Genomic DNA, 20,600 nt, shown 5'->3' with positions numbered 1-20,600 from the left:
GGAGAACTTGGGTGAATTTTTTTGCTCATAGTAAGCAAGTATCCCATCGATTTATTTTTTGTCAAGCCAATATGGGGCGGTCTGATTTTTAAAACGTGGATAAATTTATAAGGGCGAGAATGCCCTTTTCGCAAAGTATATTCAGTATGAGGCCGGGCTTGCTGTATTTCATACTTCGGTATGGAGGCAAAGAAAGTCAATTTTATTAAGATAAATTAACACTTAAATCGTGTTTGTTTTGGTAAAAGGGCGTGCTGGGAATCATTTGCGGATCTACCCTTTTTGTGGCTCTCTATATTACCCTCAGTCGCTGATTGTGGGCTTAGCTTGATCAATGTCATCTAACTGATCGCGAAACTGCTTTGGTGTTAGGCCTGCCCAATTTCGGAAGGAGCGAATAAACGAGCTAGATTCTAAAAAGCCTAATTGCTCGCCGATTTCATGTATTTTGAGCATTGGGTTGCGCAGTTGGCGCATTGCAATATCGCAACGGTATTGGTCTTTTAGCTCTTGATAGCTTGTGTCTTCGCTATGTAGTCTACGCCGCAAGCTGGAGGGCGACATGTGTAGGTCCTCGGCCATTGCCTCAAAGCTCGGTAAGCTTCCTGTGCCGCTATTAGCAAGTAAGGAGCGTATTGCTGCACTCGTACTAGCAGGCCGTGAGTCTTGGGTGATAAGAGAATAAACCGCGTGTTGTAGAAATGCCTCAAGTGATGTCGGCGTATGTACTGTTCTGGCGCGTAAAGTACTGCTATTGAAAAATAGTGCCGTGTGTTCAGCATTAAATTCCGGGGTAATTCCTAGCAGCGTACCCATGCTCGTGGTGTAAGCATCGGACACGGGTGGGGCCGATATAGTCAGGCCCGTTAGTTGCAGTTCTCTTGCGGTTAGCCAGCCGATAAAAGCAAACCATACCCGAAGACCAGAGGCTTTCGCGACGGCGTCGGAATGTTCATTGCGGTCCCAAGATTTTGGGGTAAATTGCTTATTCGCGAAGTCGCTATTAAATTCGTAGCGCAGCTCGGTGATGTCTGAGGTGGTGTTAATAGTAATCTTGTAACCGGTGATGGGGTAGAGCATTTTTTGGTAGCGAGCGGCGCGGTTCAACGCCTCCTCTAAATTTTGGCAATTAATAATGCTGTAGCACATAAAACGAAATACATCGCTTCCTATTCCCGCTCCCCAGGGAACAGCAACATCCATTTCCTGCATGGCTTCCGCCGCATATTCGTAAAGTGCGGAGTACTTGTAGCCCGGCAACGTGCGATTCTCCGATGCTGATAATAGCTTTTTGGCATCAAGGCCTGCTTGTTTGGCGATATTCTTAGAATCAATGCCGACATGCTCAAGGTAATCCAATAATCGTTGGAATTTCTTCACCGGTATGTCATGTAATCTATTGATGTCCGTCATACTTTCTCTCTTAGAACTACTATGCGTGACGCTAAATGTTGACGCTTATGAAAGATTATGTGCTTTAGCGAATTACAGTTTGGCCTAATATGACGTTACAGCAATAACAATGTCAATTACGCATAAGGAGTAGGGTCGATGCAGTCAATGCGCAGCTATTTGTTAAGGGAATCCTTCGTCAGTGGCTTGAGCAATGCTGTCATCAATGGCGGGTTTGCGTGGTACCTGAGCGCGGGCCGGGATCGTCTGCCTATTTTGGGTGGTAATGGTGTGTTGGCAGATTTTATCGCAACGGCGGTAATACTGGTATTTGTGCTTAGCTTAATCGTACTGCCCTTACAGCAGAAACACGCTTTGAAAAAAGTGCGTGTTGGCGCCGAGCCGCCACTCATCTTTTTAAAACTATTTTCTCATATTGCGATTCGTCGTAACGCGCTAAAAGCCCTGATGCTGGCGATTTACGCCGGCGTAATTTCCCTACCCGTACTGTTTATGATGTTTCTTGCTCTGGATGTCGACGGGCTTAGCCGTATTCAATATGTGCTGAGTAAATCATTGTTTACTGGTTTGTTAGCGGGCTTGGTTGTTATGCCCATTGTTTACATGGCGCTTTACCCGTTGCGCAAGCAGTCGGTAATAAGCGCAGAGGAGTTGTGAATCAGATGTTAAAAGATAAAGTTGCATTAGTTACCGGTGGCGCCGCAGGTATTGGTCGTGCAATTTGCCAACAGTTGGGCGCAGAGGGGGCAAGTGTTGCGGTAGTCGATTTTAATCGGGAAGCTGGCGAAGCCTGCGTTTCTGAGCTAAATAGAAGCGGTATAGAGGCTTTTTTTATCGCCTGTGATGTCAGTAATGAGGAGCAGGTTAGCGCGATGGTTGCGGCTGTGGTTGAGCGCTATGGCCGCTTGGATATTGCCTGCAATAATGCGGCGGTGAGCCGTGGTAGTGGCCCAATACATCAATTCACTCGTGAGGTTTTTGATCAAACGCTGGAGTTGTGTCTTACGAATACCTGGTTATGTATGAAGTACGAGATCGAGGCAATGCTGGCCTCCGGCGGCGGCAGCATTGTGAATATCTCGTCAAATGCCTCGCTGCGTGGGCAGGCCTTTAATACCGCTTACGCGACAGCCAAGGGCGGGGTTAATATTCTGACCAAGAGCGCGTCTACCGAGTATGCCAGCAAAGGCATTCGAATCAATGCGGTGTCACCGGGCGTCATTCGCACGCCGGGTTTAGAAAAATACTTTCAAGAACAGCCAAAAATGGAAGAGCAGCTACGCAAAGTTGCGCCCATGCAGCGTCTGGGTGAACCATCGGAAATCGCTCATGCGGTTGCCTTTTTACTGTCTGAGCGAGCGTCGTTTATCACCGGTCAATTACTGTCGGTAGATGGCGGCGGCGCGGTGCGGGGATAATGATGAATAAGACAAACGACACCATAGCAAGGTCTCATACTCGCCAAGCACAGCGAGTTAATTTGCCGATGCCCTTTGGTTGGTTTCAGGTTTTGTATTCCCATGAATTAACCGTTGGCACGTCTCTGCCGCTATTCTATTTCGATCGGGAATTAGTGATTTTCAGAACCGAGTCCGGCCTTGCCAAAGTGCTGGATGCCCACTGCGCACATATGGGGGCACACCTAGGCTATGGCATACGCGACAACGCTGGCGGCGGCTCTCGCGTAGTTGGCGAGAGTATTGTGTGTCCCTTCCACGGCTGGCAGTTTAACGGCGAGGGCGAATGCACGGGCATCCCCTATGCTAAAAATTTGCCGCCGCGGGTGGCGCGCTGCGAAAAGCTGATTCCCAGCTGGCATGTTCGCGAGCTGAATCAGTGTATCTACGTGTGGTACCACCCTGAGAATATCGAGCCACTTTTTGAGCCACCGGCGATTCCGGAGGCGGCGTCGGATAATGGTGACTGGGGCGAGCTCAAAATTCAGCAGTGGGATATCGATACCCATATGCAAGAAATTGGCGAAAATGCCGTGGACGCTGCGCATTTTTGCTTTGTGCACGGCACGCCAGAAATTCCAGAGCCCACCTGCAGCGAGTTTGATGGCTTTCTACGCCACGGTTTATTTGAGTCTGAGATGGTGACGCCCAAGGGCACCATTCAAGGACGTATAGAAAATAGTAGCACTGGGCCTGGTTTGTCCGTTGTGCGTTTTAGTGGTATTTGCGACACCGTGCTCATGGCCAATATAACACCCATTGATGCCCATCATTCTCGCGCCCATTACGCTTTTATCCAGCGCGACGGCGGCGGTAAAACCATGGGGCGTGTCGCCCAGGCTATCGTCGATGATATTTGTCAGCAAATGGAAGAAGACAAAATCATTTGGGCGCATAAAGTGTATTTAGAAAAGCCATTACTGTGCGATGGCGACGGCCCGTTTGCGAAGTTTCGCCGCTGGTATGGTCAGTTCCTCATTGCGGGTAGCCGCGATGATTAAGGCAAAGGAGCTTCGTGAGTGCCATCACCCTAAGTTGATGTCTGGGGCCGCTATTGGCCAGATGGAGCTGCGTAATCGCACCGTATTGGCGGCAATGGGCACCGAGTTTATTCTCGACGACGGCAGTATTTGCGAGCGCGCTATGGCCTACTACGAGGCGCGCGCGGCGGGTGGCGTCGGCATGATTGTGCTGGAAACCAGTTCGGTCGCATGGCCTTTTGGTATGTCGATGCCGAAAATGCTGGGCTTATCTAAAGATGAGTTTTTGCCAGGTCTTAGCGAACTGGCTCAGCGTGTGCAGAAACATGATTGCCGCATCGCCGCGCAGCTAAATCACAGCGGCAAGGTGTCTGCCTTCGATGTCGCTGAAGGAAGGGAGATACTTGTTCCCTCGCGCCCCAAACCCGCGGCCAATGATATGGGTGAAGGCCTCACCATGGCGGAAATGGCGAATTTCGTGCGCTCCGCCGGGCCAGATGGCAAAGGCCCGCGCTATAAGGAAATGGATCAGCAGGATATCGACTGGGTGGTTGGCTGCTTTGCCTCTGCGGCGCGTTTGGTTGCTGATGCGGGCTTTGATGGCGTAGAGATTCACGCTGGGCATGGCTACTTACTGTCGTCATATCTTTCGCCTTACGCCAACCGTCGAGATGATAATTACGGCGGCAGCTTGGAAAATCGCGCCCGTTTATTACTCGAAGTGGTTGCTGCAATTAAGGCTGCCGTAGGCGATGAGTTTCCGATTATGGTGCGCATAGACGCCCATGAATATCGTACGGAAGGTGGTATAACCATCGCCGATGCAGTTGCCGTTTCCAAAATGCTTGAGGCTGCGGGTTGTCATGCCATCAATGTCAGTGCCTACTCAAACAACAGCGCTATCGGCTTTACCGAGGGGCCATTGGTGCACGAGCCCGGCGGCTATATTGGTTTTGCCAAAGCGGTTAAAGCGGCGATAGGTATTCCCGTCATTGCGGTTGGTCGTATTGAGCCCGACGTTGCCGAGCGCCATATCGCCGCAGGCGACTTTGACTTCTTGGCCATGGGGCGGAAATTATTAGCGGATCCAGAGTTGCCCAACAAGTTGCGGGATGGTCGCCAGAGCGATGTCCGCCCCTGTATTTACTGCTATATCTGCGTTAGCCAAATCTTTATAAATCAGCCATTGCGCTGCGCCGTGAACCCCGCTGTTGGTCATGAAAATACCTTAGGGCAGATTATTCCAGCGGACACCCCGCGGCGAATTCTGGTTGTTGGCGGCGGTCCGGGAGGAATGGAGGCGGCCCGTGTTCTCGCCTTGCGTGGCCATCAAGTACAACTTTGGGAGGGGGACTCAGTGCTCGGCGGTACCCTGCGGGTTGCTGCGTTGGCCTATGAGCCCAATAGCCATTTACTGACATACCTTAAGAATGCCATTGCTGAACTGCCGATTGCGGTATCGCTAAATAAAATGGCAAGCATTGAGAGTATAAAAGCGGCGGGCGTCGATGCCGTGGTATTGGCTACCGGCGCGAAGCGCAGTGCGCCGCTTATTGCCGGTAAAGATTTGCCCCATGTACTGGACGGCGAACAGCTCCGAGATATGTTATTCGCGGGCCGCGCGCAGGGTAAATTAACCTGGTATCACCGCGTGATGCTGCGTCTATCTCATATGCTGGGGCTGAGCCGCAATATCGACGTGCTCAGAAAGCTTAGTCATGTGTATATGCCCTTGGGCAAAAAAGTATGCATTATCGGCGGCGGCCTAGTGGGCTTAGAAGTCGCTGAGTTACTCGCTGAACGTGGCCGTCAGGTGACGGTGCTCGAGGCGGGCCGCGACTTGGGTAGCGAACTGAGTGTTGTGCGCCGCTGGCGTGTGCTCCACGACTTGAAATCTCACGGTGTGGATCTGCGCCGGGGGGCAAGTGTGAGCGAGATAACCGCCGGTTCGGTCTGCTATACGCAGGGTGAAAACCATGGTGAGCTTGATGTCGATAATGTGATTATTGCGCTAGGTGCAGAGCCAGACACGTCGATATTGAGTCAGCTATCGGCAATTAATATCGAAGCACATAATATTGGTGACAGTGCCGACATTAGCTACATCGATGGCGCTATGCGCACCGCCCGTGAACTCGCGGTTAGGCTCTGATATGAAAAAAATTATCGTGGGCTTACTTGTCTTCACCTTGTTGTTAGCGGCGGTGGTGTTGTGTGTTGGCTATTACTATTTGCGAGGCGCAACGCCCCCTTTGCCGCCGCTCCAGTTGTTCATTCACGGTCAGATTTTAACGATGGATGATAGTAATCGCGTGGTCTCGGCGATGGCAGTGCGCGGTGAGCGTATTGAAGCACTGGGCAACGATGATGAAATTTTGGCCCTGCGTCAGGCTGGTACTGTTGTATACGATCTTAAGGGCAAAACGCTACTGCCCGGGTTTATTGATGCCCACGGGCATTTTCCCGGTACGGGCCTTAGCGCAGTGGGCACAGATTTAAGTAGCCCGCCCTTGGGCGCTGTCCGCAGTATTAGTGATATTCAACAGCACTTAGCTGAGGCAGCAAAAACCGGCAAGGACGAGGATTGGCTGTTTGGCTTTGGCTACGATGATTCGCTCTTACTAGAAAAGCGCCACCCGAATCGTCACGACCTCGATGCGGTGTCTACGACGCGACCTATTTACCTCATGCACAGCTCTGGGCATTTGGCGGTGGTGAATAGCGCAGGCTTGCGCCGTGCCGGAATTAGCGCCGAGACCGCCGACCCTGAAGGTGGGGTTATTGTCCGCGAAGGCAACACTGCCCAGCCTAGCGGGCTGCTACTTGAGCATGCGACCGATCTGGTGGCTGCCGAAGCCATGGATTTCTCAGGCCTTGATTTTCTTGCCATGGTGGACGCCGCCCGGGACCAATACCTTGCTGCTGGGGTCACCACAGTGCAGAGCGGCGGGGTCGATTCGCGCTTGCTCAATGGCCTGTATTGGCTGTCTAAACTGCAGCGTATGCCCCAGCGGGTAATGGTCTGGCCCTTGGCAGACAAAATGGAGGCAGAGCTAAAGAGTGGCGCGCTGAGCCTCGACGATTTCCAGTCAGATACATTTTCTGCCTCGGCAATAAAGATCATTGTCGACGGCAGTATTCAGGGCTACACCGCGTATCTATCCGAGCCCTATTATCAACAGCAAACTGGCAGTAGTGATGCTGGCTATCGCGGCTTTTCTCGCTATAAGCAAGAGGAGTTGAATGCGCAGGTCAAAACCCTGCACTGCAAAAATTACCAGTTAGCGCTCCACGGTAACGGCGATGCCGCTATCGACATGGTGTTAACGGCCATTGAATATGCCCAGCAAGCTTGTCCTCGCGCCGATGCCAGACCGATTTTAGTCCACGGCCAAATGGCTCGCTCCGATCAACTTATTCGAATGAAAAAGGCCGGTCTTAGCCCCAGCTTTTTTAGTGCTCATACGTATTTTTGGGGTGATCGCCATCGCGATCAATTCCTCGGCCCTGAACGTGGAGGGCGTATTAGCCCACTTGCCGAGGCGCAGGCTGCCGATCTGCGCTTTACGGTGCATCTCGATTCTCCGGTCGTACCCATGGACATGGCCAGATTGCTGTGGACCAGTGTCACTCGGCAAACCCGCAGCGGCGAGGTACTCGGTGCCGAACAGCGTATTAATACTTTGCAAGCGCTGCGCGCGGTGACCATCGATGCCGCTTGGCAAAGTTTTAAAGAGCAGGACATCGGTTCATTAGAGGTGGGTAAGTTTGCTGATTTGGTGCTGCTGGATCGCAGCCCGTTGGCTAGCGAAGATAATTTACTGAACTTCGAGGTCGATCAAGTTTGGATTGCGGGTCGCTGCTATTTTCAGCGCGGCCGCAATGAATGTGACGTGATTTCAAATGAATCACGCTAATAAAGTATTAGGAGCCGTTATGACGAAGAGACTACAGGGCAAAGTTGCCATTATTACCGGGGGCGGTCAGGGCATTGGTGCGGCCACGGCAATTCGCTTTGCCGAAGAGGGCGCGAAGGTGGTGATCTGCAGTCGTCGTCTTGAGCCGCTGCAAGCTGTTGCCAAAACCATCCAAGATGCTGGCGGCGAATGCCTGCCACTGTCGGTGGATGTCAGTGACGAGTTGGCGGTTAAAAAGCTAGTTGAAGATACGGTCGCTCATTTCGGTAAAATCGATATTATCGTCAACAATGCAGTGCTGATGGTGCCGGGCATGTTGGCTAATCACAAAACCAAGGCCTGGCATCAAAACTTTCAAGTGTCCCTCGATGGCGCAATGTTTTTGATGCGCGAATCCTTTAAGCAATTGCGTGCCAATGGCGGCGCGGTGGTGAATGTGTCCTCGGTGTGCGGTCTGGCAGGCTCAATGGGAACCGCCGGTTACAGTGCTGCCAAAGCGGCAATGATCTCGCTGACCCGCAATGCTTCCATCGAATGGGCACCCCAAATTCGCTGTAATGCGGTGGTGCCGGGGGCGTTTTTAACGCCGTCGCTGGAATCGGTAAACCCCGATGAAGACAGCCAAAAAGCCACGGGCAAAACGATTCCCCTGCAGCGTATTGGCGATCCTCGCGAGTGCGCGAATGCGATTCTGTTCTTGGCCAGCGATGACGCGTCCTATATCACTGGTGCTGTTCTTCCGGTAGACGGTGGCCGCATGGCTGAACTCAATACTGGCGCGGCGGCGTGGGGAGATTAACGATGACAACTTCTCTAGAGCAGCGTATTGATCGACTCGAATCCTTGGACGAAATTCGCCAGTTGGTAGCCAAGTATTCCCTGTCTTTGGATATGCGTGATCTCGACGCCCACGTGAATTTATTTGCCGAAGACATTAGGGTGAGTAGAGAACACAGTGGTCGCAGTCATCTAAAAGCTTGGGTAGACGATACTCTGCGCCACCAGTTTACCGGTACCTCGCATCACACTGGTAATCACATTATCGAATTTAAAGACCCAGATAACGCCATTGGCGTGTTGTACTCTAAAAATGAACACGAGTGCGGCGGCGAGTGGGTCATTATGCAAATGTTGTACTGGGATGATTACCAGCGCATTGACGGTCGTTGGTATTTTCGGCGTCGCTTGCCCTGTTACTGGTATGCGACTGATTTGAATAAGCCGCCAATCGGCGATATGAAAATGCGCTGGCCGGGCAGAGAACCCTACTACGGCGCATTTCACGAGCTGTTCCCCAGCTGGAAAGAGTTCTGGCAAAACAGCCCGGCAGAACTGCCTGAAGTTGCCCCGCCGGCACCGGTCGATGAGTTTTTAACGCGTATGCGCCGCGGCAGTCCCGCACCAAAAATTAGGGTGAGATAATGCAATTACTGAGTTCCGTAAACTTAGGCCGCATGAGTTTAGCGAATCGCGTGGTCATGGCGCCCATGACCCGCTCCCGCGCAGAAGCGCAGGATGGTATGCCTAATCAGATAATGAAGGACTATTACGCGCAACGCGCCGGCGCCGGCCTTATTATTACCGAGGGCTGCCACCCAAGTGCGGAAGGCAAAGGCTATTGCCGCACGCCGGGTATGTACACTCTGGCTCAGCAAGATGCATGGGCAGAGGTCTGTGATGCTGTGCGCGCGCGCGGTGGCAAAATTGTGCTGCAGTTAATGCACTGTGGTCGAGTGGCCCACAGCGATAACAAAGGGGTAGGGGTAAGAACGGTAGGGCCCTCGGCGATCGCTGCCCAGGGACAAATTTATACTGAAGCGGGCATGCAAGACTTTGTGACGCCAGTGGCGATGAGTCTAGGCGATATTAAACAAACGATTGCCGACTACGTGAGCGCGACAGAAATGGCATATGCTGCCGGCTTTGATGGTGTTGAATTGCACTGCACCAGTGGCTATCTTCCCGCACAGTTCCTGAGTACCGGTACTAATCACCGCGATGACCAGTACGGCGGCTCGTTGGAGAACCGCCTACGCTTCGTTATTGAGTTATTAGCGGCAATGACAGCGGTAGACGGCGCTGACCGTGTTGGTATGCGAATTTGCCCTGGCAATCCCTTTAATGATCTGCAAGATGACGATCACTGCGCGACATTCGCGGCCTTGCTCGATGCGGTCGACCAAATGGGCTTGGCGTATTTGCACGTCATTCGCATGCCTAAAATTCAAGATAATATCGCCTTAGCGAAAGCGCATTTTAATGGTCCGCTCATTGTGAATGACAGCTATAGCCGCGATGAGGCAGAAGCGGCGTTGGCAGATCCGCAGATTGCGGCGGTGTCGTTTGGGCGGGCATTTATTGCCAATCCAGATTTACCACATCGCTTTGCAAATGACTTGCCACTGGCTGAAATGAACCCGCGTTTACTGTATTCGCCGGGCCCAGAAGGTTATAGCGATTACCCAGTAAGTCCATGATAACAATGGCTTATAGAAATTGGTGATGGCTGAGTGCACTTGGCTGCAATAATTATAAACTCGCAGCTGGGTGACACATTCGGATTAATATGAGCATTAGCTTGACTGTTTTTGCTGTGTTTGGTGGTAGGTAACTTCTTTACCATCTCACTAAGATTCTTCTTCATCAGACAAATAAAAACTAATTTCATGGGAGTGAAACTATGAAGCCACTTGCTCATTACGCGCTAGCGCTTGGTTCGGTGTTTGCCTTAACGTCGATATCTAGCTTTGCCCAGCAAAAGAACATGATGCTCGAAGAGGTGATCGTCACGGCCCAGAAAAAAGCGGAATCTTTGCAAGATACCCCTATTGCAATGGATGCCTTTAACGAAGAGGCGCTGGCGCGTGAAGGTATCGGCAATATTGGCGATCTGGCAAATAATGTTCCTTCGCTAAATATCCAGCCATTTCCAATTAACACCACGACGCTGCGAATTTATATTCGTGGTATCGGCCTGATTGACGCCCAGATAACCCAAGACCCACCCGTGGGGGTGTATATCGACGGCGCCTATATTGCGCGCTCGTCATCGCTAGCAACCGAGATAGCGGATTTAAGCCGAATTGAGGTATTACGAGGCCCACAAGGCACACTCTACGGCCGCAATTCGACTGGTGGCGCGGTAAATCTCGTTACTCGGCGCCCTGATCCCGATGCCCTGTTATTAAAGCAAAGCCTTACCTACGGTGACCGTAATCTGTTTACCAGTAAGAGTATGTTAAACCTACCTCTTTGGCAGGGCTCAGCCTTAAAGCTGTCCTATCTCGAAAAATCTGTTGACGGCTATATTGAAAATACCGGCTTGGGCGGCGATTTTGGTGACTCCCAGACTACCGGCTATCGTGTGGATTTCGGCTGGGATGTGAGCGATACAGTTCGCGTTGATTACGCCTATGACAAGGCTGATGTGGCTAATACCAATATGGCTTATTCTGCCGTGCTGCCATCTGAAGAAATTCCAAACCCCGGCGCAAATTCTGGCATCGCCATTACCAACCTGATTAACTCGGGCGCTCGTCAATTTTACGATTTTAATGTGTCTGGTCGACGTCCGGATAAAATGCATTCTCCGATAGACCTTGTCGAGGCGGATAATATTATTGACGGTCATCAGCTGAGCATAAATTGGAATTACAGTGAACAATTAGCGATTAAGTATATCTACGCGCAGCGCGCATTATTTGACAGTACGCCAACCAGTTTAGGTATCGGAGCGCGGACGGACGGTTATCGCCTCGATAATAATGCGGTGTTTGGCTTTCCTGTCGCGGCCGTTGCTGGTGGTACGGCGCCATGTACCCCTGTTTGCATAGGCCGAAGCGTTTTCTATGATGGCTTTCAGCCTGATATTACCCAAGAACAATCGTCCCATGAACTTCAGTTCTCTGGCGGGCTGCTGGACGATCGCTTTTCTTATATCGCGGGCTTATATTATTTTGAAGAAACTGCGCACCAGGGGTCAGACGAAGTCGGTCATTTGCTTTCTGCGCCGCTGGGCAGTAATCAAGACGGCAACAATACGGGCAACCGCATTGAAGTCATGACCCAGCAGAATGCCTATATAGAAAACACCGCCATGGCCGCCTTTATGCAGTTAGCTTGGCGGCCGCAGATACTAGACGATCGCTTAAGTTTTACCTTGGGTTTTAGGCATTCTCAAGACAACCGTAAAGCGCGTCAGCAGCGGCGGCAGATTAGCTTTTTAGTAACACCAGGTGACGGTGACAATACTGACCGGGATGATATGGATATTGCTACACAGCTTCCGGAAGTTTTTTACGATGCCTACGGCGACCGCGATTTTGACGACCAGTCCTATAGCCTTGTTGCCGCTTTTGACCTTACTGATGAAATTAACCTTTACGCCAAGCGTAACGAAGCCTATAAAAGCGGTGGCTTTAATACGCGGGAACCCGTTAATGCCGGAGGCGCAGAGCGTTTTACGAAGGGGTTTGATCCAGAAAAAGTAACGGCCTATGAATTGGGCATTAAATCGCGTTTGTTCGAGAACAGAGTACAGATTAATGCTGATGTGTTTGTGCAAATTTTTGAAGGTCAGCAGCTTAATTTCGGTATCCCGAATGCGGTGAGCGATACCACCGTTGCTAATTCCGATGAATCTACCCTGCAGGGCTTTGAGTTTGATACAACATGGTTGGCTCATGAAAATTTGGTGCTAATTTTAAATTACGCTTATCTTGCTGCCAGTATTGAGCCTAGCGCAAACCCACTGTCTGGTGAAATAGACGATGGCTTTGTGTTTGACTCCACGCCTCGTCATGCTTACACCGCCGCGATGGACTGGAGTATTTGGCAGGGTAATGCCGGACAGCGCTTGGCCTTTAATGCGACCTATTCCTTTACCGATGAGCGCAATGGCGGCGTAAGAAGGGATACCTCGACCTTCCAAATAGACCGTCAAGCCGCGTTTGCTGTGCTGAACGCGCGCCTTGGTTTATACGACCTGACACTGTTTGATGGCGATGTTGATATTTCGCTGTGGAGCAAGAATTTGCTCGACGAAGAGTACAGCATCAATAATATTCATAATTTGCCGGAAGCGGGCCGTTCGGTCATGTTTGGCGAGCCGCGTAGTGTTGGCTTGGATTTTATCTATACTTGGCAACGTTAAAATTTTAATTGATAAATGACGCTGGGCAATCCGATTGCTCAGCGTTTATAGTTCCCCGTATACACTATTCCCCGCTACAGCCCTGTAAAAAATTCATCACGGCAGTTTCAATATTGTCGAGATAAACCTCATTCTCAAGCCACTCGGGCCTGTCCTTTAGCGCTGTGCTTATTAAGCCTTCAATGATATTCGCGCTTATAAACGCGGCCTGATCGAGATCGCTAACGATAATTTCGCTTTTGTATTTTTTTAATAGATCAGGCAACCAATCTTGCCATGACGGTTGGTGGAAAACCTCGGTCATGTGTTTGTTGACCTTGCCGTGAAAATCAAAAAAATCGTGATACTCCCGATAAAAGCTGCCGTGTAGTCGTAGGTAGCGCAGATGTAATTCTGCGGTGACGTGAATGAGCTCGTGGATGGTGGCGCGCAGGGAAATCCCAATCTGTGCGGCAACCCGGGGCGTCACTTCTCGGCAGACTTGGTCACTTGCCGCAGCAAATTCTTCGCTGAGCAGATTCGCGAGTATGGCCTCTTTATTTGGGAAGTATTGGTAAAGGGAGCCAATGGTCACTCCGGCAACTTCGGCGATGCGGTTGGTTGTGAGGCGCTCTTCGCCCTCGTCGGCCAATACCTGTTTGCAGGCTTGGATAATGGCGTCTACCAATACTTTTGAGCGGCTCTGACTCGGCCGACGACGGGGTTCTGGTGGTAATTTCTTCATTGTCGAAACCCATTGTGTATATGAACCCCCCAACTGTAGCAAATCGGGGCTACTTTGCGCCCTGCATTCGGGGTAGCTGTTGCCGGTTTAACAGAAAGCGTAAACGTGAGTAGTTTCTTATTTGCACGTTGAAAGAGCTTGAAGCTCCCGTATATCAGGGGTTTGTGATTGAAGTGAATGGGCATAAACGCGAGTTGTTGCAGTCCTTGCAGGGACGTAGAGTCAGCTGACTGCTCAATTTAACGGACCCTTTATTATGTACTTTGATATTGAATATTACTGGCGGGTGCTACGCCATGTGTGGTCGCTGAAGGTTTGGCGTGGGCGCCGACGCATGTTATTCCGGCTTGTCTTTTTAGTGCCGCTGATAACCCTTATTCACAGTCTTTGTTTTGTATTGGATTACCTTTTTTTTCCGGGCTTGTGGCGCCAAAAGATTCGCCAGCCGGTATTTGTGGTGGGGCATGCGCGCAGTGGCTCCACCTTGATTCATCGTCTATTAGCCGCGGATGGCGAAACCTTCAGTTACTTTCTTTACTGGGAGACCTTCTTTCCCTCACTGCTCCAGAAAAAGGTCATTCGCGGTCTCGGCTGGGTCGATCAACATGTGTTTGGTGGTCCGATTAAAAAGCGGCTAATGGCCTGGGATGAAAAAACCTTTGGCAAATATCGTCACATTCACGATATGAGTTTGTGGAACTCAGAGGAGGACCAATTCGTTATGCGCGGCGCATTTCTTACCCAGCAGTGGGCCTTGGATGTGCCGATGATGGACGTGATTGATCTTTTCCATGTTGACGAAATGCCGGTGAAAAAGCGTCGTCGTTGGTTGCGTCACTATCGTGAGTGCGTTAAACGCCAATTATTGCTCAATGGCGGTAGTGGTATTCATCTCAGTAAAAACCCTGTAATGAGTGGCTGGGTTGAATCCTTGATTGAGACCTTTCCTGATGCCCGTATCGCGGTAGTGGTGCGCGATCCTCGTGAGTGCATACCGAGTGTACTGAAATTGGTAGAAGTCAGCTGGAGAGCCAAGGGCTGGCGGCGGGAGGATTATGACGCGTCGTTGCGAGCCTTGACTGAAGTGTCTTTCGAGACCTTTCAGCATCCGCGTCAGGTATTGGCGCGCCACCCTAATACCCCGCAAATTGTGGTCGATTATCGTCAGCTTACAAGGCAACCACGAGCTACGGTGTTGCAGGTCTACGAGGCATTCAATATGACGGTATCGCCAGAATTTGATCGTTATTTACTTGCGCAAGAAGATAAAGAACGCAGTCACAGTACCCGGTTTGCCTACAGCATAGACGACTATGAATTGTCGCCAGAGCGTATCGAGAAAGAGCTAGCGGTGTTTTTTGATGACTTCGCGTGGCCGCAGGCCACGCAATGACGCGTTTTTTTGTTGTTCTGAAAACTGAACAGGAGAATATTAAATGACCATGGATGCAAAGACAGCGCAGCAAGCCTTGCGCACGGCTTGGGATGAGATGATTGGGTCTTTACAGCAAGCCCGTGAGGCCATCGACAATCCCGATCTCATGCCGCCGCCGACAAGTGATCGCAATTTGGCCGAGGGTTACCGCTACCTAATGGGCTATATGCACAGTGCGGTAGAGCGCGCATTTCACAGCGATCCCCAGCGCCCGCAATTTCGCAATGCCTTGAGTGCGATTAATCGCGGCACTATCGATAACGCCGATGGCATTTATTTTTTCACGCCTATCGACGGCCGCGCAAGCTATCGGATTCACGGCGAAATGGGCGACTCGCAGCATTGGCGTGGCGGTGAGTCCGCGGCGGGCGTGCGCAAGGCACCTCACTATCTTATTTTTGAAGCCACTGCCGGTGGCCTAGCGGGGGATTCCGGTGAGCTGAGTGAATTGCGGCCGGGAATGAAGGCCCAGACCGGGCGTCTTGACTCCTCGTGCATAGCGGTCAATGCCGACGGCAGTTTTGATATTTTACTGGCGCCGGAGAAACCGGCTGATTATGTCGGCAATTTTATTTCCACCTTGAAAATCGTCGACAGGCCCCATCCCACAAAGCCTGAACTTGGCCCAGAGCGTTACGCCAACTACGTAAGCGGACGTCAGCTATTTAACGACTGGGAATATGAGGAGGCTATTCATTTTGAAATTACGCCTTTAGCAGTGGTCGCGGCGCCGCCAGCGTATTCGGCAGAAAGCGCCGCAGCACAGCTGCGCGAGCTTGGGCAATTGGTGCGCAATCAGGTGCATTTTTGGAATGCCTTCTGGGCTATTCCAATGGGCACTTATGGCGAGCGCCCCGGTTCGATTCCGGGAGTGGCGTTTAAACGCAATGCATTCAATAACATCAATGTCGCGTCCGGCGCGACAGGCGGCGGTATGAGCACCAATCTCTACGCGGGCGGGGTTTTTGAATTGGAAGAGGGGGAGGCGCTAATTATTGAGAATCGAATTCAGTTGCCGCCCAACTATATCGGCTTTCAGTTGAGTAATCTGTGGGGTGAATCTATAGATTACGCCAACCGTATCAGCAGTTTAAACGGCCATCAAATGACAGCAGATGCGGACGGCGTCATCCGTTTGGTGGTAGCGCACAGCGACCCTGGGGTGCCAAACTGGTTGGATACCAGCGGCCACCACGAAGGTTTTCTTGCGCCGCGCTGGGCTTATAGCGAGATGCCTAAGCCTGAGCAGTGGCCTAGCCTTACCGTGCAAAAAGTGGCTTTTGACAAAGTTCGTGAGTACTTACCGGAATCGACGCCTGTTGTTAGTCAGGCGCAGCGACAACAGCAAGTGACATTGCGCCAACGGCATGTTCAGCGGCGCTTTCGCGCGTTTTAAAGTCGGATGATCGAGAAACCGAATAATTTAGTTTTAACACAGGAATAAATCATGAAGGTATTAGTGGTAGGCGGTACGGGCTTAATCGGCGGCGAGATTGCACTTTACTTGCAAGAAAACGGTCATGCGGTAACGCTGATGTCCCGCAAGCCGACGACAGTGCCGGGGCTGGCTGATATGCCGTTTCTCCAAGGCGACTACATCAATGACGATTTTTCTGATGGCCGCCTGAACGGCTTCGATTGGCTGGTATTCTCAGCCGCGGCGGATATTCGTAATATTCCCCAAGACAGCTCTGTTTCCCCCCAGGACTTTTACACGAAGGTAAATGATGAGGCAGTACCCCGTTTCTTTGTCGCGGCTCGGGACGCAGGGTTTAGCAGGGCAGTGATGGTGGGGACTTTTTACCCGCAAGTTGCGCCACAGCAGATCGGCGTTTGCCCCTATGTCACCTCGCGCGATAATACTGATGTGGCCGTCCGCGCGCTGAGTAATGAACAGTTCTCGATTTGTAGCTTAAATGCGCCGTTTGTCCTCGGTAATATCCCCAGTATGGATGTGCCTTATATCAGCGCCTTGGAACAGTACGCGAGGGGCAATATTCCGGGCTTGCCTGTTTTCGCACCTAAAGGCGGCACCAACCATATCAGCGCCCACTCCCTTGCTCAGGCCGCGCTCAATGCCTTGAATCATGGTGAGTCGGGCAAGGCCTATCTGCTTGGCGATGAAAATTATAGCTGGAAAGAGTATCTTGAGTTGTGGTTCGAGGCAGTGGGAAATCCGCTAGAACTTGAGGTTAGAGAAGACGATCATCCTATGTTCCCTAATGTCATTATGTTTGCAGGCGCCGGAGCTACGGTGAGCTATGAGCCAGCGGCTGAGGATATGGCGGTACTTGGCTATGATCGTCATCAGATCAAAGCCTTAATTAAAAATATTGTTACGCCATAGAGGCATGCCGGATTCACGAGGTTTTATCGTGGTGTAGAGATAGTTGTCGTGATGGGCGGCTATCCTTAGGCGGCTTTAGATAACTGGGTCTACGTGATTAACTTCCTAAGTATTATTACCCTTCTCTTAAAGCATCTTTTTGTGTTGGCGTGTCATAGGTGCGGGGATTTAAGTGGCGGACACGTTTTGTCGTTCGCTGGAATGTCGCTTGGCGACACAGCTGACATTGCTAAACAATCCTCCTGTGAGACATTGTGACACTATCTTGCTCAATAATACCGATACGGGAAGGACTATGCTGAACAGCAAACTATGGGGTAGCGCATTGGCGCTGATGGTGATCCCCGCTGCCGGATTCGCCGCTGAAGAAAAATACCGCACACAGCTCGAAGAGGTGATTGTTACGGCCCAAAAGCAGCAACAGAGCTTACAGGACGTGCCGATTGCGGTTGCGGCAGTTGACGGTGCTAAAATACGTGATGCGGGGCTTCAGCGTATTGAGGAGCTTGCTGCTTATGTGCCTAATTTTAAAATGGCGGTAACCGGGCAGGGTAACGCAGTGTACATCCGTGGCGTTGGCTCGGGTGATAACCGCGGCTTTGAGCAATCGGTAGGTATGTTTATTGATGGTATCTACGCAGGACGAGGCCAACAATTTCAAGCGCCTTTTCTTGATATTGCTCTAGTTGAAGTACTGAAAGGGCCGCAGGGTACACTATTTGGGAAAAACACCATCGCTGGCGCAGTGAATATTACTACTAGCCGCCCGACTGAGGAGCTTAGCGGTGAACTGAGCTATCAGCACAATTCCGAGCTCGGTGCGAATGAAGTGACTGCCGTATTGAATATTCCCATGGGGGATAGCTTTTCTGCTCGTGCGGCGTACAAGCGGCTTGATGAAGAAGGTTATGTCGAGAATTTTATTCTTGATCGCAATGAAGCGCAGCGCGCCGATGAATCCTTGCGTTTAGCATTGCGCTGGGACGCGAGTGACAAATTAGATGTGAATCTTAAGATGGAGCGATCTGATTTTGGTTTAACGGGCACTAGCTTTCAGCTTACGGATAATACCGGTACGTTTAACCTGTACCAATCCAATATTGCCTTGCCAATTGACCTACCTATTTCATTACCCCTGCCCCTGCTGTCATTTAATTTGGAGGATGAAATTGATCCTCGTGAGGATGGCCAGCTTGATCGTCGAAAATCTGACAGGCAGTTTGCTTGGCAGCCAGCGATGACTCAAAATAACAGTGATGCTGCGGTACTGACTTTAGACTATGAGGTGTCAGATACGCTTACTCTGACGAGTATTACCGGTTATTCACAGTTTGATTTTACCTTTAATTTAGATGCTGATTTTACTGATCTGGAATTTATCGGCACTGAAAATACTGAGGATTTCACCCAGCTGAGTCAGGAATTTCGGATTGCTGGTAGCGCTGGCGAGCGTATCGACTTTATCGCCGGTGTTTACGCGCACACCCAAGAACTAAACAGTACACTATGGCTTAACTTGGATTTTGCCGCGCTGGGTATACCAAGTACATTGCCGATTCCGGGGCTAAGCTTGTCGTTGCCAACCCAGTTGGCGACCTATACCGAATTTGATCAGACCACCGACAGCGTGGCGGTATTTGGGCAAGCGACATGGAATATCACCGAGACGCTCAGCGCGACCTTCGGTCTTCGTTGGGGGCAGGACGAAAAAGTGGCGAAAAAATATTTAGATGTTGCCGAGTTTCGTTCTAAAGAGCGCACCGTAAATCCGCTGTATGCGATTATTGCTGGCGCGTTAAATAATTCGGAAAATCACAATATTAGCAATGCGCGCAAAGTGGCTAATGTCTCACCGGCGTTTAATCTGCAATGGTATGCCGTCGAAGACGTAATGACCTATTTTCGTTATGCCAAAGGCTTTAAAGACGGTGGCTTTAATGCCAGCGATACCACGGCCAGCCAAGATGCATTTACCTATGAAGATGAAGAAGCCGACACTTTTGAGTTGGGCATAAAAACCACCTTACTCGATGGTGCGGCGACATTTAATGCGGCCGTATTCTATACTGAATTTATGGATCGCCAAGTCAGTAACTTTACATTAACAGGCTATGTGGCTGGCAATGCGGCTGAATCTATTACGCAAGGTGTTGAGGCTGATTTGCGCTGGGCATTGAGCGAGCGCATAACCGTGGGTGCGTCAATGGCTTGGCTGGATTCCTACTTCACCTCGTTTGTCGATGGGCCGTGTAATGCGGAGCAAACCGATGCGGCCTACCGGGCCGGTAATCCCGATTGTCGTCAGGATCTGTCTGGCGCGGGGACGGATTATGCGCCTGAGGTGTCGGCGAGTTTAACCAGCCAGTATATTCAGCCTATTGGCGATGCTATGGAATTGCGTGTGCAGCTGGACCTAAATTACAGCGATGAATACTTTTACACCCAAGATCGCGACGAGTCTGATTTGCAGGAAGCCTACTACAAAATCAATGGTCGCCTATCACTGCTGAACTTTGCCAAGGGTTGGGAAGTCGCGCTGATTGCCAAGAACTTAACGAATGAAATGACACGCTCAAGCGGCAATGATGTTCCATTATTTGTTGGTGCTCACTTTGCGGCAACCGATGCGCCGCGCAGTGTTGCGGTAGAGGGTGTGTTGCGCTTTTAAATATTGCCGTCTTTGTGATTTAGCCCAGCATTCGCTGGGCTTTTTTATGCCTGGGGTGGCAGTTTGCGGAGCGTAGCATTGAAACTACATAAACAGTGGCCACCTTGACTAAGCGTGCCCCGGATAAAGCCCATTCGTCCTGTTTCTTTCAGTAGTTCAATATCGGCTATGATGTCTTTGCCAATCTCGCCGCCCTGGAGAAACTGCATATTGAAATCAATGGTAACAACGCGGCCGAGGGCAACGCAGCGGTTTGTGTATAAGGGTAGGTAGAACGCTTGCTCGGCGCAGGCCGCGAGGAAGCCACCGTGCAAGCCGTGCTGAATATTTCGACAGTCTTCATTCGTGATGAATCGCGCCTGCGCATTACTCGTGGAAACTTTACGAAATTCAAACGCGCCCATTTTGGCGTCGAAAGAACGTCCGGCCACCATTGGCATAGTTTGCCAGTGAGATTCATCACAGTGCGGAAAGAAGGTGTTTGTCATGGGGTGGTGTCCAATAGTG

At 50.9% G+C, this 20,600-nt stretch carries 16 protein-coding genes; 13 read left to right on the top strand and 3 right to left on the bottom strand.

The window, feature by feature from the left end; translation table 11 throughout:
- Window positions 1-303: 303 nt before the first annotated feature.
- A complete protein-coding gene (locus HNQ57_RS02420) occupies window positions 304-1,413 on the bottom strand; it encodes an AraC family transcriptional regulator (RefSeq protein ID WP_184461017.1) in 1,110 nt (369 codons plus the stop codon).
- A gap of 138 nt (window positions 1,414-1,551) precedes the next feature.
- On the opposite strand from HNQ57_RS02420, the gene HNQ57_RS02415 reads away from it, so the two are divergent.
- The 9 genes from HNQ57_RS02415 (at window position 1,552) to HNQ57_RS02375 (ending at window position 12,919) form a co-directional block, all read left to right on the top strand.
- Window positions 1,552-2,070: a hypothetical protein gene (locus HNQ57_RS02415; RefSeq protein ID WP_184461016.1), complete on the top strand. Its 519-nt coding sequence runs from the start codon at window positions 1,552-1,554 to the stop codon at window positions 2,068-2,070.
- Window positions 2,071-2,075: 5 nt separating this feature from the next.
- The gene (locus tag HNQ57_RS02410) at window positions 2,076-2,831 is read left to right on the top strand and encodes an SDR family NAD(P)-dependent oxidoreductase (protein WP_184461015.1); all 756 of its coding nucleotides are present in this window, start codon (window positions 2,076-2,078) and stop codon (window positions 2,829-2,831) included.
- A complete protein-coding gene (locus HNQ57_RS02405; RefSeq protein ID WP_184461014.1) occupies window positions 2,831-3,871 on the top strand; it encodes a Rieske 2Fe-2S domain-containing protein in 1,041 nt (346 codons plus the stop codon). Before HNQ57_RS02410 ends, HNQ57_RS02405 begins: the two co-directional genes overlap by 1 nt.
- Window positions 3,864-6,002: an FAD-dependent oxidoreductase gene (locus HNQ57_RS02400; protein ID WP_184461013.1), complete on the top strand. Its 2,139-nt coding sequence runs from the start codon at window positions 3,864-3,866 to the stop codon at window positions 6,000-6,002. The genes HNQ57_RS02405 and HNQ57_RS02400 overlap by 8 nt, the downstream gene beginning before the upstream one ends.
- Before the next feature lies 1 nt (window position 6,003).
- Entirely contained in the window at window positions 6,004-7,767 is a 1,764-nt protein-coding gene (locus HNQ57_RS02395) for an amidohydrolase (protein ID WP_184461012.1), read from the top strand.
- 19 nt (window positions 7,768-7,786) lie between these two features.
- On the top strand, window positions 7,787-8,566 hold the full coding sequence (locus tag HNQ57_RS02390; RefSeq protein ID WP_184461011.1) for an SDR family NAD(P)-dependent oxidoreductase: 780 nt from the start codon (window positions 7,787-7,789) through the stop codon (window positions 8,564-8,566).
- A gap of 2 nt (window positions 8,567-8,568) precedes the next feature.
- Window positions 8,569-9,189 (top strand): nuclear transport factor 2 family protein, encoded by a 621-nt coding sequence (locus HNQ57_RS02385; RefSeq protein WP_184461010.1) that lies wholly within the window; start codon window positions 8,569-8,571, stop codon window positions 9,187-9,189.
- The gene (locus HNQ57_RS02380; protein WP_184461009.1) at window positions 9,189-10,244 is read left to right on the top strand and encodes an alkene reductase; all 1,056 of its coding nucleotides are present in this window, start codon (window positions 9,189-9,191) and stop codon (window positions 10,242-10,244) included. The genes HNQ57_RS02385 and HNQ57_RS02380 overlap by 1 nt, the downstream gene beginning before the upstream one ends.
- 203 nt (window positions 10,245-10,447) lie before the next feature.
- Window positions 10,448-12,919 (top strand): TonB-dependent receptor, encoded by a 2,472-nt coding sequence (locus tag HNQ57_RS02375; RefSeq protein WP_184461008.1) that lies wholly within the window; start codon window positions 10,448-10,450, stop codon window positions 12,917-12,919.
- Window positions 12,920-12,983: 64 nt separating this feature from the next.
- Here the strand turns inward: HNQ57_RS02375 and HNQ57_RS02370 are convergent, their stop codons facing one another.
- Window positions 12,984-13,643: a TetR/AcrR family transcriptional regulator gene (locus HNQ57_RS02370; RefSeq protein WP_184461007.1), complete on the bottom strand. Its 660-nt coding sequence runs from the start codon at window positions 13,641-13,643 to the stop codon at window positions 12,984-12,986.
- Between the two features lie 256 nt (window positions 13,644-13,899).
- Here HNQ57_RS02370 and HNQ57_RS02365 point away from each other — a divergent pair, with 256 nt between their 5' ends.
- The 4 genes from HNQ57_RS02365 (at window position 13,900) to HNQ57_RS02350 (ending at window position 20,093) form a co-directional block, all read left to right on the top strand.
- Window positions 13,900-15,036: a sulfotransferase family protein gene (locus tag HNQ57_RS02365; RefSeq protein WP_184461006.1), complete on the top strand. Its 1,137-nt coding sequence runs from the start codon at window positions 13,900-13,902 to the stop codon at window positions 15,034-15,036.
- 43 nt (window positions 15,037-15,079) lie between these two features.
- Window positions 15,080-16,474 (top strand): hypothetical protein, encoded by a 1,395-nt coding sequence (locus HNQ57_RS02360; protein WP_184461005.1) that lies wholly within the window; start codon window positions 15,080-15,082, stop codon window positions 16,472-16,474.
- Window positions 16,475-16,525: 51 nt separating this feature from the next.
- Window positions 16,526-17,425 (top strand): NAD-dependent epimerase/dehydratase family protein, encoded by a 900-nt coding sequence (locus HNQ57_RS02355; RefSeq protein ID WP_184461004.1) that lies wholly within the window; start codon window positions 16,526-16,528, stop codon window positions 17,423-17,425.
- 295 nt (window positions 17,426-17,720) lie between these two features.
- Window positions 17,721-20,093 (top strand): TonB-dependent receptor, encoded by a 2,373-nt coding sequence (locus HNQ57_RS02350; protein ID WP_184461003.1) that lies wholly within the window; start codon window positions 17,721-17,723, stop codon window positions 20,091-20,093.
- 44 nt (window positions 20,094-20,137) lie between these two features.
- Here the strand turns inward: HNQ57_RS02350 and HNQ57_RS02345 are convergent, their stop codons facing one another.
- A complete protein-coding gene (locus HNQ57_RS02345; protein WP_184461002.1) occupies window positions 20,138-20,581 on the bottom strand; it encodes a PaaI family thioesterase in 444 nt (147 codons plus the stop codon).
- Between the last annotated feature and the right edge of the window lie 19 nt (window positions 20,582-20,600).

Origin of the sequence: Zhongshania antarctica (assembly GCF_014202945.1) — a bacterium.
Classification (GTDB): Bacteria; Pseudomonadota; Gammaproteobacteria; order Pseudomonadales; family Spongiibacteraceae; genus Spongiibacter; species Spongiibacter antarcticus.
This window is presented reverse-complemented; position numbering and strand designations above follow the sequence as displayed.

Excerpts from the sequence above, each read along its gene's own strand:
- HNQ57_RS02420 (WP_184461017.1), bottom strand. The coding sequence starts at position 1,413 with ATGACGGACATCAATAGATTACATGACATACCGGTGAAGAAATTCCAA.
- HNQ57_RS02415 (WP_184461016.1), top strand. The coding sequence starts at position 1,552 with ATGCAGTCAATGCGCAGCTATTTGTTAAGGGAATCCTTCGTCAGTGGC.
- HNQ57_RS02410 (WP_184461015.1), top strand. The coding sequence starts at position 2,076 with ATGTTAAAAGATAAAGTTGCATTAGTTACCGGTGGCGCCGCAGGTATT.
- HNQ57_RS02405 (WP_184461014.1), top strand. The coding sequence starts at position 2,831 with ATGATGAATAAGACAAACGACACCATAGCAAGGTCTCATACTCGCCAA.
- HNQ57_RS02400 (WP_184461013.1), top strand. The coding sequence starts at position 3,864 with ATGATTAAGGCAAAGGAGCTTCGTGAGTGCCATCACCCTAAGTTGATG.
- HNQ57_RS02395 (WP_184461012.1), top strand. The coding sequence starts at position 6,004 with ATGAAAAAAATTATCGTGGGCTTACTTGTCTTCACCTTGTTGTTAGCG.
- HNQ57_RS02390 (WP_184461011.1), top strand. The coding sequence starts at position 7,787 with ATGACGAAGAGACTACAGGGCAAAGTTGCCATTATTACCGGGGGCGGT.
- HNQ57_RS02385 (WP_184461010.1), top strand. The coding sequence starts at position 8,569 with ATGACAACTTCTCTAGAGCAGCGTATTGATCGACTCGAATCCTTGGAC.
- HNQ57_RS02380 (WP_184461009.1), top strand. The coding sequence starts at position 9,189 with ATGCAATTACTGAGTTCCGTAAACTTAGGCCGCATGAGTTTAGCGAAT.
- HNQ57_RS02375 (WP_184461008.1), top strand. The coding sequence starts at position 10,448 with ATGAAGCCACTTGCTCATTACGCGCTAGCGCTTGGTTCGGTGTTTGCC.
- HNQ57_RS02370 (WP_184461007.1), bottom strand. The coding sequence starts at position 13,643 with ATGAAGAAATTACCACCAGAACCCCGTCGTCGGCCGAGTCAGAGCCGC.
- HNQ57_RS02365 (WP_184461006.1), top strand. The coding sequence starts at position 13,900 with ATGTACTTTGATATTGAATATTACTGGCGGGTGCTACGCCATGTGTGG.
- HNQ57_RS02360 (WP_184461005.1), top strand. The coding sequence starts at position 15,080 with ATGACCATGGATGCAAAGACAGCGCAGCAAGCCTTGCGCACGGCTTGG.
- HNQ57_RS02355 (WP_184461004.1), top strand. The coding sequence starts at position 16,526 with ATGAAGGTATTAGTGGTAGGCGGTACGGGCTTAATCGGCGGCGAGATT.
- HNQ57_RS02350 (WP_184461003.1), top strand. The coding sequence starts at position 17,721 with ATGCTGAACAGCAAACTATGGGGTAGCGCATTGGCGCTGATGGTGATC.
- HNQ57_RS02345 (WP_184461002.1), bottom strand. The coding sequence starts at position 20,581 with ATGACAAACACCTTCTTTCCGCACTGTGATGAATCTCACTGGCAAACT.